The organism is Psychrobacter sp. PP-21 (genome assembly GCF_033790785.1).
GTDB lineage: Bacteria > Pseudomonadota > Gammaproteobacteria > Pseudomonadales > Moraxellaceae > Psychrobacter.
The window spans coordinates 16,244-28,777 of sequence record NZ_JAMYEB010000008.1 but is presented as its reverse complement, the minus strand read 5'-3'; the positions used below and the strand labels follow the sequence as shown (position 1 = coordinate 28,777).

General features: G+C 44.8%; 10 protein-coding genes, 1 tRNA gene and 1 riboswitch. Of the genes, 4 read left to right on the top strand and 7 right to left on the bottom strand.

The window, feature by feature from the left end; translation table 11 throughout:
* Nucleotides 1-25 precede the first annotated feature (25 nt).
* Both NJD71_RS08315 and NJD71_RS08310 read left to right on the top strand, forming a co-directional pair.
* Nucleotides 26-802, top strand: a complete 777-nt coding sequence (locus NJD71_RS08315; RefSeq protein WP_319051505.1) for a pteridine reductase — start codon at nt 26-28, stop codon at nt 800-802.
* Between the two features lie 93 nt (nt 803-895).
* A tRNA-Ile gene (locus NJD71_RS08310) sits at nt 896-972 on the top strand.
* A gap of 326 nt (nt 973-1,298) precedes the next feature.
* Here NJD71_RS08310 and NJD71_RS08305 read toward each other — a convergent pair.
* The 6 genes from NJD71_RS08305 to NJD71_RS08280 form a co-directional block, all read right to left on the bottom strand.
* Nucleotides 1,299-1,526 (bottom strand): hypothetical protein, encoded by a 228-nt coding sequence (locus NJD71_RS08305; RefSeq protein ID WP_319051504.1) that lies wholly within the window; start codon nt 1,524-1,526, stop codon nt 1,299-1,301.
* A gap of 9 nt (nt 1,527-1,535) precedes the next feature.
* Nucleotides 1,536-2,147, bottom strand: coding sequence for a manganese efflux pump MntP (locus tag NJD71_RS08300; RefSeq protein ID WP_319051503.1), 612 nt, complete (start codon nt 2,145-2,147; stop codon nt 1,536-1,538).
* Nucleotides 2,118-2,286: riboswitch (yybP-ykoY riboswitch) on the bottom strand. Its footprint overlaps the gene before it by 30 nt.
* Before the next feature lie 218 nt (nt 2,287-2,504).
* On the bottom strand, nt 2,505-4,904 hold the full coding sequence (locus tag NJD71_RS08295) for a TonB-dependent receptor (RefSeq protein WP_319051502.1): 2,400 nt from the start codon (nt 4,902-4,904) through the stop codon (nt 2,505-2,507).
* Nucleotides 4,905-5,125: 221 nt separating this feature from the next.
* The gene (gene fhuB / locus NJD71_RS08290; RefSeq protein ID WP_319051501.1) at nt 5,126-7,294 is read right to left on the bottom strand and encodes a Fe(3+)-hydroxamate ABC transporter permease FhuB; all 2,169 of its coding nucleotides are present in this window, start codon (nt 7,292-7,294) and stop codon (nt 5,126-5,128) included.
* Nucleotides 7,291-8,334, bottom strand: coding sequence for an ABC transporter substrate-binding protein (locus NJD71_RS08285; RefSeq protein WP_319051500.1), 1,044 nt, complete (start codon nt 8,332-8,334; stop codon nt 7,291-7,293). The genes fhuB and NJD71_RS08285 overlap by 4 nt, the downstream gene beginning before the upstream one ends.
* Before the next feature lie 50 nt (nt 8,335-8,384).
* A complete protein-coding gene (locus tag NJD71_RS08280; protein WP_319051499.1) occupies nt 8,385-9,149 on the bottom strand; it encodes an ABC transporter ATP-binding protein in 765 nt (254 codons plus the stop codon).
* A gap of 172 nt (nt 9,150-9,321) precedes the next feature.
* Between NJD71_RS08280 and NJD71_RS08275 the strand changes: the two genes are divergently transcribed.
* A complete protein-coding gene (locus tag NJD71_RS08275) occupies nt 9,322-10,587 on the top strand; it encodes a siderophore-interacting protein (protein ID WP_319051498.1) in 1,266 nt (421 codons plus the stop codon).
* Between the two features lie 262 nt (nt 10,588-10,849).
* Nucleotides 10,850-11,779, top strand: a complete 930-nt coding sequence (locus NJD71_RS08270; RefSeq protein WP_319051497.1) for a haloalkane dehalogenase — start codon at nt 10,850-10,852, stop codon at nt 11,777-11,779.
* Between the two features lie 108 nt (nt 11,780-11,887).
* Here NJD71_RS08270 and NJD71_RS08265 read toward each other — a convergent pair whose 3' ends face one another.
* Nucleotides 11,888-12,472, bottom strand: coding sequence for a TetR/AcrR family transcriptional regulator (locus NJD71_RS08265; protein ID WP_319051496.1), 585 nt, complete (start codon nt 12,470-12,472; stop codon nt 11,888-11,890).
* Nucleotides 12,473-12,534 lie beyond the last annotated feature (62 nt).

Below are 12,534 nucleotides of genomic sequence, written 5' to 3'. Positions count from 1 at the left end.
ACCTAATGCATTTCAGCGAACAAGCATGAGTACTCAAGCACCTGTCATGCTGGTAACGGGTAGCGCCAAGCGTATTGGTGCAGCGATTATTAGAGCAGCACACAGCCAAGGCTACTGCGTCATTATTCATTGTCATCGTAGCGAGACAGCAGCGAACCGTTTAGCAGCTCAACTCAACGATATGCGTGATAATAGTGCCTTCGTTATCGTTGCTGATCTGGCAGTAGTCAATGATGACACGGCATTGAACCAATTTGTCCAAAGTGTCATGTCCGCCTTTGGACAGCTTGATGTACTGGTGCACAATGCGTCAAGATTCTATCCTAGTCCACTTGGTGGCATCAATCATGCGCAATGGGATGAGCTGTTTTTGACCAATGCTAAAGCACCTTTATTATTGAGCCAAACGCTACTGCCCTATCTCAAACACCAGAAAGGCTGCATTATCAGCTTATTGGATATTCATGCGAAGGATAAACCGTTTGCCAATTATACAGTCTACAATATGGCAAAGGCTGCCCATCGAATGATGGTGCAATCGCTAGCACTAGAGCTCGCACCAGATATACGCGTCAATGGTGTCGCACCTGGTGTGAATATCTTACCTGATCCTAATGGCGACCAAGCCCTCGATCTCACACAGCAACAAGAGATTATTGACTCAATCCCTATGCAAAGAATAGGCAAGCCTGAAGATATTGCGCATAGTGTGCTGTACTTGATACAAGCACATTATGTCACTGGCGAGATTATCGCTGTCGATGGTGGTCGTAGTCTCACGATGGCTGGTAGTGGTTTTTAATCAAGATCATCACTTATAAATAATTTCTCGATTACTTCTTATCTTTTACTTGAAAAATTAAAAAATTCAGGTATCATTGTGCGTCTAACGTTAGGGCCCATAGCTCAGTTGGTTAGAGCAGAGGACTCATAATCCTTTGGTCGTAGGTTCAAGTCCTACTGGGCCCACCACATTTAAGTTTTAATAAAAAAGACCTTCAAGAGATTGAAGGTCTTTTTTATTGTCTGCTGTTTTTTGTTGGCATACCCGAACCCTATGTATAAGCGTAAGCGCAAACGCTTGAGTCATGCCTCTTCGCTAGCAACGACTAATTGTTGATAGGCAATTGCTGATTCGGTGCCAGGGATATATACTCTTATAAGAGAATGTATCTATAAGGGAGATTAAATTGTTTATTAATCATAGCAAGTGCCCGAAATGCGATACCAAACTAAAGCGCTCTGATTGGCGCTGTAAACACTGCGGTCACCAGAACTTGACGAATTGGAAGTTAACGTTACCTATGTGGGGTATAGGCATTCTTATCGTCATTATGACCATACTGTTTATCATCAATAATTTTTGTGGTGCTGAGTTTTTCAGGCCTTTTACCAATAGCTATAGCGTGATGTGTTAGTTTTAGGTGCAAAAAGCCCACCTGCCAAGCTAGGTAGGCTTCCTTAATATAAACGATCATCATATTTCTGCAGTTGGCAGTTTCTATGTAGTCATTGAGTACCATCATTAGATATGGTCATTGAAGATGGCTTAATAAAATCCACGTGCCGATAGCGATCAGCATAAAACCACCAAACACTTCGGCTTTATGACCGATTAGTGAGCCTAATACCCTGCCTAACATCACGCCCAGCGTAACCATTACCGTGGTAGCTAAGCCAATTAGCCCTGCCGCCAGTAAAATATTGACCTCTATAAATGCCAAGCTCACACCGACAGCCATCGCATCGATACTGGTACCAAATGCCGTTATAGCAAGTTTGAAGAACGAATGTCTACGCGGTGCTTCTACTGGTTCGTTACTTGGCTTGAAGCCCTCATACAGCATATGCATACCGAGAGCCGCAAGAATGACAAAGGCGACCCAGTGATCCCATGCTTCAATAAAGGCAGCATCTACAAAAGAGGTGGCAGAACGGCCAATAAGCCAGCCAATGATAGGTGTAATGGCTTCAATAGTGCCAAAGATAACACCCATTCTCAGAGCTTCGGTAAAACGAGGATTTTTTAGATTTGCGCCTTTACCAATTGCCACAGAAAAGGCATCAGTAGACATAGAAAGAGCAAGTAAAAGAAGAGCAATAGGGTTCATTTGAGTATCTCTGGTCGAGTATAGAGTCCACGACATAGCCACACCCTCGACCTGCAGTGTAGATATATCGATGGTCTCGCCAACCGAGAGGTGTTCGTACCATGGCATGTGGCCAAGTATGTTGATACGGACGCTTTCGTAGAACGAAAACAGGCTACTCCCCAAAGAACGCTTAGACTATCATCTATACGCTATAAGTCAATCATAAAATATCAACCTAGCAAGTGTTTGACCTGATATGGTTAAAAACATATAGCGCTAGTAAATACTTACTGGCTACATACACCTATTAAAGCGCTATCAATATTTAATTTTTTATACTGAAAAACCTTTCATACTAAAAATTAGCACGAAAGGTTTTTAATATTGATACTTCTTGGACAATCTTACGGTTTAGTAATCAACGGTATAGCTCAAACCATAAGTCGTACCTGAGGCAGGTAGGCGGTTCAAATCACCAAAGGTCGTTTGATGATAGACGGTTAGATAGTCTTTATTGAGCAAATTATAAACGCCATAGTCTACTCGGCCGACTGGCATTTTTACTTGTCCCAATACATCGAGAGTCATGTAACCTGTAACTGGCAATGCACTAGAGTCAGGATCTTTTTGTTGATCCTTATAGGCTCTGTCATCACCGCCAATTGCTAATGCTTGCAGGCGAATATTGCTGCCTTCATCAAACTGGTACTGGGCAAATGCGGTACCTTTGAGCGGGGTTAGACGTACTGCATCCAATTCCAACCAGTCGCCACCTTTGTCATACTGACCACGGGTATAGGCGACACTACCGCCCACTTGCCACTTATCATTGATATCATGACTAAGCGAGCCCTCTACCCCATAGATACGCTCATCGGTATCGACAACTTCTACGGTATAGCTATCAGTAAAGCGCACGACTTTGTCTGATTCGTTATAGAATCCACTCAAGCGTGCTGCTGTATCACCATGCTTGCCTTGCCAGCCAAACTCGTAGTTGTTGATCGCAATCGGTTGTACGTTGTCTGAGTTGACCACAAAGCCTGCACGCACATCACGCAGCGCCCGTTGTATATCTGCTGTCGTAAACCCTTGTGAAAAATTGGCAAATACTTGATCATTTGGGGTTATTTGATAGCTGGTACCAAGATTGAACAAGGTTTTGTCATGGTCGGTACTGCCTTTTTCTACGTCGCCTGCTTGATAGTCAATGCCATAAGCTGCGCTTGTCGCACTGATAGCAGAACTATTAAAATACTCTTCAAGCAGCTGCTCATAGATGGGCGTAAAGGTATCAGTCTCAGATTTGAGCTTTTGGTAACGTACGCCAGCACTGGTATGCCATTTTTCAGTTATATCTACGTCTGCATTGACAAAAGCGCCCCATTTATCGATGGTCGTATCTGGTCCACCGTTATAAGTAAGCCCATTGGTTTGGGCGGTCAAGCCATTACTAGCAAGGAACGTATTTAGGTCTTGACCGTAGTAAGTTTGCGCACTGTTTTCGCGCTCGAAATCAGCACCGTAGCTAAACAGTGTCTTTTTTCCTACAATTTCCGTTTCGGTTTGCATGGCTGCTCGCAAACCCATTACGTCAATATCAGCTTCTGACTGAGTGACAAATGTTGCAGCACCTGCCAGTTTCTTCAATGTGTCTTCATTAGTTAGCCCATTGGCTTGCCATACCTCAGTCGCTTGGTCTCCTGCGGTTTTACCAGAAGGGTAAAAACGGCCTTTTTCATCTCGGTAGTAACCCGTCAAGCTTAAGCTAGACCCTGACCCCACAAAATCATCATCACTATAATTTAAATTTATCGAGCTTTTTTCGGTATATGGCTCATTTTCCACATTGGCACCATCAATGGCTTCTAAAGACGGGCTGGCACCAAATAATGCTGCCAAGCCATCACCGTAGTCTGGGCCATAGTCAGTATCTTGCTTATCTTTGTAATAAGTCGCTGCAAGATCAAGACGTTGGGTATCCGTTAGCTCTATACCTAGGCTACCATTCACACTCAGCGATTCAGTATCTTGTTGATCCGTTTGGTTCACATCTGGACTGATACGATCGCCATGGCTATCGAATTTGCCGCCTTTGCTATCATAGTCGACGTCTAGGCGACCATACATCCGCTCACCGCCATATCCTAACGTCTGCCCCACATGATAACCCAATGAGTCAGACTCAAAATCACGACTGCTACTGACACCCACTCTGGTCTGTCTGATAGGACCGTAACCTACGAGAGATTTGGTCACAAGATTAATCAAACCACCTGCTGCACCAGCACCGTAGATACTGGTAGCGCCCGAGAGTACCTCTATTCGCTCAAGCTGCGCAGGATCAATACTGTTTAACTCGCGTGAAAGACTGCGTGAGCTGCTCAGAGGTACACCATTTAGCAAAAACTGCACAGGACGACCGTGCATAGTGGTGCCATAATTACTGGTTGAGCCACTACTAGCACCTAGACTTGGAATCAGCTGTGCCAAAATATCACCAGTCGTACGGTCACCTGTTGCCTGCACCTGAATCTCGTTTTCGGTGATTACTTGGGTGACTGATGGCATCTCACTGATTTTTTGTGCCAGTGCCGTACCTGTTCTCGCTTTAGCCGTAACATTGATAGTGTCTAAAGTCACATTAGGTGTCTCATCTGACGATAAATTTGATGCTGAATTTGACGTCAGTTCTGTCGAAATTTGCGTATCTAATACGGTATCCGCTTCACTGGTATTGGTTTGAGCATATAACTGTTGGCTAATGCAGAGGGTAAGAACAGATAGAGCGACTTGATGATGGCTTTTCATGATTGTTTCACTTAGATTATTTCAATGAGTTGATAGATAAATAGTGGTATGAGTCATATTTAGCTAATATTACTGCATGTACTAACTTTGTGAATGATATTCTAAATGATAATCATTTTTATTTCCATTAAATAACAGCCTTTATTGACTGTCTCTCCCTCTATATCAGTTATCTCTCGGATTATTGACCTTCACTAACTCAACACTATTATGTATAGAACCTATCTATTGGCTGAGGCTGGCACCTTACGAATGAGCCATAAGAAATAACCACCACCGATGATCGCTGCAACCGTACCTGCAGGTAGCTCATAAGGAAAAATAACATAACGTCCGATCCAATCCGCTATTACCATAACACCTGCCCCTAACAGTGCCGCTAGTGGTAACTGCCTTTCAAGCTTCACAGCGCCCAGTGAAGTCGCTAAGTGAGGTACCATTAAACCAATAAAGCTCAATGGGCCAACGGCAAGCGTACTGGCTGTGCTAAGTGCCGCTACTAACACCAATAGCGATAGCGTCACAGGCGTCACTGCCACACCCAAGTTTCGAGCGACTCCTGCACCTAAGCCAAGGACACGCAAGGGCTTGATAATCAACACGCTCAGTACCAATAAGATAATCGCGATACCAATGAGGTACCATACCGTACTGGGCTGGGCGCTATAGGTCGTGCCCGATAGCCAGCTGAGCATCGCCTCTAAACGCGGGTCACCTGAGAGCTTGACCATATGCATCACCCCATCCATCATGGCGGCAATGCCGATACCGACCAGTAATAGATAACCTGAACTGACTCTACGTGCCAACCAAATAACCAGCAACAACACCGCCATCGCACCAGACAGACCTGATATCAGTAACGTCCCTGCTCCTGCAGACAGCCCTAAACTTGGCAATAATAAAAACCCTAAAATCACCCCAAGTGCGGCACCTGAACTGACACCCAACACCTCAGGGCTGGCCATAGGGTTACGCGTTAGAGTTTGTAGCAACACTCCTGCGACTGCCAGCATCAACCCTGTTGCCGCAGCGCTCAAGCTACGAGGCAGACGATATTGCTGCGTGAGCGCCCAGTCTGTACTGAGACCCCAACCGTTGATATCTTGCACAAATAAACAAGCAGCTACAATAATAGCGATCACGCCAGCACCCCATCGCCAAAATACAATGCTCGTATTTTGGCCAGTGGTCATAGGTGTCACTGTCTCTATCCGCGCGCGGCGCTGACGCAAAATCAGCCAAATAATAAGCGGCGCTCCTAAAATACCAGTCATCGCACCCGCTGGAATTTGCATATCCAATATCGGTTCAAGCAACAACGCAACGTTGCTGGTCAATAGCAATAGCAACGCACCAAGTCCAAATGCGGTTGTCAAACGCTTACCAATAGAGGAAATACCTAGCGCATTGACCAAACTTGCGGCGCCAAGCCCAATAAAACCAATCAAACCAACTTCGCTAATAACCAGTGCCGTCACCACCGCCACGACAAGTACCACCAGAGCTCGAATACCATTGATAGGTACGCCCAAACGTCTCGCTTGCGAGTCATCCAAACTCATCAGGGTCAGCGGTTTTAACAAAGGCAAGCATACTAACATCGCTAGGACAGCCGTTGTTATCAGCGCATAACTCGTATCCCAGCTGCTTTGAGCCAAAAACCCAGCAGCCCACGACAACATACCATTACTGCGCTCCGCAAAGAACAATACCAGTACATTGGCCACTGCGGCGAGCAAAATATTGACCACCAAACCTGCCAGTATCAAAATAAGGGGATTAAATCGACTAGGTGCTGATAGGGCGAATACCAAGCCCATACTGATGACAGCCCCCACAAAGGCCACATAAAGTCCACCATAAATCGCCAGACTGGGTAAAAATAGAGTGACGATAAGCATGGCTAACTGTGCACCCACTCCCACACCTAACGTGGTGTCTGATGCTAGAGGGTTCTTGACCAGCTGCTGTAATAAAATACTAACAACACCCAGTAACCCACCTGCTAAGAGCGCAACCACACTGGTGGCGACTAAGTGGAGCTGTGTCGCCATACTGGCAATATCCAGTTGCAAACTTGGCAAAAACAGCTCGCTGATTGGACGCGTCCAATCTCGATCTAGTAGTGCCCAACCACTCCATCCTGATAAAGCTATCAGTCCAATAAAGGTCACCCACAGTCGCCATGATGTATTGCTCGATGACGTCACATCAGGTTTTGGTCGATTTGGTAGCTGCGGCGATGCGTGTTTTGATGAGGTCGACGCGGATAGCGGTGATGGCGAATTCGCAACCGTTTCCGTTTGAGAAGGTGATGTCATAGCATGAACACTGTCAACGTTATTATCGATGTTACTATTGATATGATTCGTGGTATTGGCGCTCATAGTGTTGCTCCGCCTTTTAGTGAAACTTCCGACAGGTTATGTGCCAAACTGACTAGTGACGACATGCCCCCATAAATCCATACTGGCGGTAGCTCCGCCATACAGCGATCAGCTCCGTAACCTAAACGCTGCCACACCAAACTGTCTTTGATCTCAGCTTTGGTTATCGGACTAAGCGGATCTATGATAAGTAAGCAAGTCTCGTCGTCTAACTGAGCCAAATCTCCCATTCTTATAGGGACAAATCCCCATTGATTACCCTCCCCTAAGACCACAAGTTCTTTATTCATTTTGTCTAATGCCACTTTGAATAGACTGTTATCCACATACATACGCATGTTGTTGGCATCGGCAAACTGTACAACAGCGAACTTTTTTGCTTTTGGATAACGCTTCTGGAACTGCTGACTGGCAAGCTGTATCTCTTTCTTACTCTGTAAGATATAGTCTTCAGCCATTTTGGTATTATCAATAAGTACGCCAAGTTCCCGCGTCGGTTCGGTATAATCAGCCCATGTTGCTATCTCGCCTTTCGCTGCAAACATCACTGATTCAGCTGGGACATCGCCATATAGGTTACGAGCATGCTCATAAAAATAGTTATCTATGACCATATCAACTGGTAGCTGCGCGACTAGCTCAGCATTGGGTTGATAGCGAATGCCTAAATCTGTTATAGACGCTGGTAGCTTAGGACTACCAACCCATCTATCCCACACTCTGACGTCACCTGTCGCAATCGGTGCATGTCCCATAGCGGTCAATGTCGCCGCATTACCCCAGTCAGGGGAGACAATATTGAGCCTGTCACTGGGGTTATTTTGTGACTTGTTACGTTGTGGCTCATTTTTCTGGGATTTAAAACTATCTTCAGAGTGAGTCTCATCAAGTTGGGTAATGCTTTTTTCGGATGCTGAGTGACTACAAGCGCTCAACATTAGGATTACTGCTATGGAGCCTACAAATGCTAATGGCTTAACTAACATCAAAATGACTATCAAGCGTTTGAAGAATGGATACTGATAATGAACAAAAAGCATAAAGGCATATCTTTTTAGACGAGTGAGAAAAGAAGAGAGGCAATGCGATATTAAGCGACAGCGACGAGCTGTCCTGTTATAGGATGACTGAGCAGCTTCATATCGACATTAAAAATATCGTGTAATACAGTAGGTTGCATGGTGCTTGCGATATCGCCGCTGTGGCACACTTTTCCGTTTTTTAGGGCGATAATGCGATCCGCATACTGCGCGGCCAAATTGATGTCGTGAATGATAATCACCACACTCAAGCCTTGCTCATCTACCAAGCGACGAATAAGCTGAATGACCTCAATTTGATAGTGCATATCAAGAGCAGCAAGTGGCTCATCGAGTAATAAGTAGCGAGTATCTTGAGCTAGACACATGGCAAGCCAAGCACGAGCGCGCTCACCGCCTGATAGTGTTGCCGTAATACGATCCGCGAATGCCTCTGTTTGAGTAACCTTTAGCGCTTGCTCGACTTTATCTCTATCAGTCTGAGTTGGCTTTTGTAGCCATTTTTGATGCGGATAACGCCCCAGCATCACCAGCTCACGAACAGTGAATCCAGCAGCGTCAGGCAGTTGCTGCGGCAGATATGCCATTTGCCGTGCCAGCTCTTTACTGCCGTAATCGCTAATATTGGTCTCATCTAATGTAATTGTACCCCCACTACTCGTCATCTCTCCTGCCAGTGCCTTGATCAGTGTCGACTTGCCTGACCCATTATGCCCAACTAGCGCCACCAACTGCTTGGGGTCAATCTCACAACTCACATTGTCTAGTAAAGTATTGTCTTGACGTCTGATGGTCAGTTGGTTTGCACGTAACATATAGGCACTCGTTGTTGGTCAAAATTGGGAAAAGTAAGGGGTAGTCACAATCGCTCTTTCAAAACGAAAACGACAATTAAGATGATTTTACTCGTAAATGATAATAAAAACAATTATCATTAACTAATTGAATGTTTAACTTCCTATTTCATAATTTCTGATGAGTATCAATATGGCCAATATCCTTTTATCTTCTGAACGTAATAGTTATGGTACAGACAGGCCATACACCCCCTTAAACGCCCCTGAATTACAAGACATCATCAGTCATATTAATGAAGAACACATAGATGAGCTGTTAGGGTTTTTACAGGTATTCACCCCTATATCCACTGCTGAATTAAATAATATAGAGGTGCAATTGACGACGGTTTATGCTGAAGGTATCGACATACAAGTACAGTCAAAAAACGTAGAGTATCAATCGATTACGGCTAAAAACCAGTTTGATCAGAGTCAGTCTTTTTTTATCGCTTTTGCCGACTCCATTACGCATCCTGATGAGCTGCAAGTTCAATATATTGCGCTCAAACAAAAAGCCGATAAAAAACTGGGCAAAAAAACAATCAAACTGACCAAGCAAGTATTTGATGTACAAGACAGTTATAGAGTCAGCAAAAATATGCTGCGCCTCCAGTTAAGCATGCCCATACCCAGCAATGCCAGTAAGGTCGAACGCGCCGCCTCAGTACCTACAAACGAAGCCGGCTACGCTTACTTATTTGATTTGGATCACAACGCGCTGACTCAGGAGGCAACAGCTGACACTACTGATAGTAGTGAAGAAAACAATCTACGCCCTGCTCGATCTCATTGTTATTACACTTTGAGAAAAGCGTGGCAAACGTCTACAGATATGCAGGCTTTGGTCGATGTGTTTTTGCATGGGGATACGCCAGGCGGCAGTTGGGCTCAGTCGCTACAATCAGGTGACACCGTGGTGACCAAAAGAGAATTTCCCGAAAAAACTGAGCATTTGCGTGACGGACAGGCGTTACTGATTGCGGATGAAACGTCTATGCCGACGGTCGCTCGTCTACTGGAGCTATGGAAAAACCCTAAACCACCATTGGTTATTTGTGTGACGCAGGATATAGCCGATCAATGTTATGTTGATGCTATAAAAATGCGTAGCAGCCTTGATGGTATTGATAACGACAACAGTGACACTGATAGTGAGTGCAATACTGAAAGCCGCAAGGACAATCACTTTACCGTATTACCTATAGTGACCAATCAAGCAAACTCGGGAGCAGAATTGGCTACTCTGATTGACAGTCAGTTAGGGGGTTATTTGACTCATAATCCTCTACAGATCGATAAAGTTTGGGGGGCATTAGAAGCGAATACTGCCAAAGCATTGCGCCCACTATTAAAAGACCGACTAGCGCTCAGTCGTACCGATGTCGTGGTTAAGGTATATTGGCGTCACGATTAGTTTAGCCCTATAAGATAAAACGCAAAGCCTACCCTATACATAGTCAAGCCTACTGACGCATCCACTATTAGTGTTTGCAGCAACGAATGCTTGTAGGGTATAGTTTTCATTTTGAACGTTTAATCAATATAGTGTATAGGCAGACAGCTTTATCACTGATATTACAAATGATAGTCGAATAGCACGCAGATGCTCATTGCTAATAGACTGTCTAACCTCTGTGCAAGAACGCACGGTTATTTATTCAATTCAAGGACGACATATGAAAACCCTTAGAACCCCTGACGACCGTTTTACTAATCTACCCGATTATGATTTTGTCCCAAACTATCTGATGGTCGATGACACCGAGGGCGGTGAGCTGCGCGTACATTACCTCGATGAAGGTCCAAGAGATGCTGATCCTGTACTACTACTGCATGGCGAGCCTTCTTGGAGTTATCTGTATCGCAAGGTCATTCCGCTACTGACGGCTGCAGGGCACCGTGTTATCGCGCCAGACCTCCCTGGTTTTGGTCGATCGGACAAGCCTGCATCGCGTACTGACTACACTTACCAAAGACATGTCGACTGGATGCAATCTGTACTTGATCAGCTAGATTTAAATAATATTACGTTATTTTGCCAAGACTGGGGTGGTCTGATCGGTCTACGATTAGTAGCAGAGCATCCAGATAGGTTTGCTCGAGTAGCTGCTGGCAATACCATGCTCCCAACTGGTGATCATGATCCTGGTGAAGGGTTTCGTAAATGGCAACAGTTCTCACAAGATACGCCGCAGTTCAATGCAGGAGGTACAATCAAAAGCGGTACCACGACGACGCTATCGCAAGCGGTGATTGATGCCTACGATGCGCCCTTCCCTGATGAGTCATACAAAGAAGGCGCTAGGCAGTTCCCATTACTGGTGCCGACTACGCCAGATGACCCTGCTTCAGAAAAAAACCGTGCCGCATGGGCCAAACTTAGTAAATGGGAAAAGCCTTTTATTACGCTGTTCAGTGATTCTGACCCAGTGACTGGCGGTGGCGATCGTATTTTGCAAAAACTCATCCCTGGTACGAATGGTCAGCAGCATACAACTATCGTTAATGGTGGGCATTTTCTACAAGAAGATCAAGGTGAAAGGTTGGCTGAGCTGCTTCTCAAATTTATTCGTGATAATCCTGATGAATCTAAACCTTCTCAATAAGCAATTGAGTCATGACGCCATATAGGCATCATCAATAAAAAGCACCCTTACTACCACTATGGTAATAAGGGTGCTGTTGTTAGAAAATATCTTTTTTGTATTGTATTTTTACACTATATTTTTGAAAATATCATCGATGTACCTTTCGACCGCAGCCTCATCGCGAGTAACCTGAGCATAAGTCCTCAGACCTATGATCTGAATCTGAAGATAGCGTGCCAATTCAGTCGATTCTTTTTCTGCACTGATTTCACCGCTCTCAATAGCTTGCTCAAACCAAGTGGCAAATGAGGTCTCTATTCCTTCTAAAATCCCTGTCGCGTGTGCCAGTAGCTCTGGACTGTCATTTTGAGTCAGTTCGGCGACCGTTTTTACGATCATACACATACCACTTGGTGCTGTTGCCTTATTACACACGATCACAGTGTGAATAAAGTGTCTTAGTCCACCAAGCACCGTGTCTTTTTGTGCCATGCAATTGGCCAGTCTTTTTGCGCCTTCTGCTGCATAGCGATTTAATGACTCTATAAATAGCTTGTCTTTGCTACCAAAAGCTGCATAGATACTGCCAGGATGCATGTTGACGACGTCTTGTAAGTTGCGCATCGACGTTGCGTGATAGCCCTTTTCCCAATAGAGATTTTTGGCTTTTTCGATCACATCCTCACGATTGAATTTTATCGGAGCACTCATAATTTTCACCTTAATAGCTTTGCCTTAAAACCTATTTTAAGGCAAAGTTTGTAGAATCAACC

Bases quoted from the DNA above. Each gene is read 5' to 3' on its own strand.
- NJD71_RS08315 (WP_319051505.1), top strand. From the start codon at position 26: ATGAGTACTCAAGCACCTGTCATGCTGGTAACGGGTAGCGCCAAGCGT.
- NJD71_RS08305 (WP_319051504.1), bottom strand. From the start codon at position 1,526: ATGATGGTACTCAATGACTACATAGAAACTGCCAACTGCAGAAATATG.
- NJD71_RS08300 (WP_319051503.1), bottom strand. From the start codon at position 2,147: ATGTCGTGGACTCTATACTCGACCAGAGATACTCAAATGAACCCTATT.
- NJD71_RS08295 (WP_319051502.1), bottom strand. From the start codon at position 4,904: ATGAAAAGCCATCATCAAGTCGCTCTATCTGTTCTTACCCTCTGCATT.
- fhuB (WP_319051501.1), bottom strand. From the start codon at position 7,294: ATGAGCGCCAATACCACGAATCATATCAATAGTAACATCGATAATAAC.
- NJD71_RS08285 (WP_319051500.1), bottom strand. From the start codon at position 8,334: ATGCTTTTTGTTCATTATCAGTATCCATTCTTCAAACGCTTGATAGTC.
- NJD71_RS08280 (WP_319051499.1), bottom strand. From the start codon at position 9,149: ATGTTACGTGCAAACCAACTGACCATCAGACGTCAAGACAATACTTTA.
- NJD71_RS08275 (WP_319051498.1), top strand. From the start codon at position 9,322: ATGGCCAATATCCTTTTATCTTCTGAACGTAATAGTTATGGTACAGAC.
- NJD71_RS08270 (WP_319051497.1), top strand. From the start codon at position 10,850: ATGAAAACCCTTAGAACCCCTGACGACCGTTTTACTAATCTACCCGAT.
- NJD71_RS08265 (WP_319051496.1), bottom strand. From the start codon at position 12,472: ATGAGTGCTCCGATAAAATTCAATCGTGAGGATGTGATCGAAAAAGCC.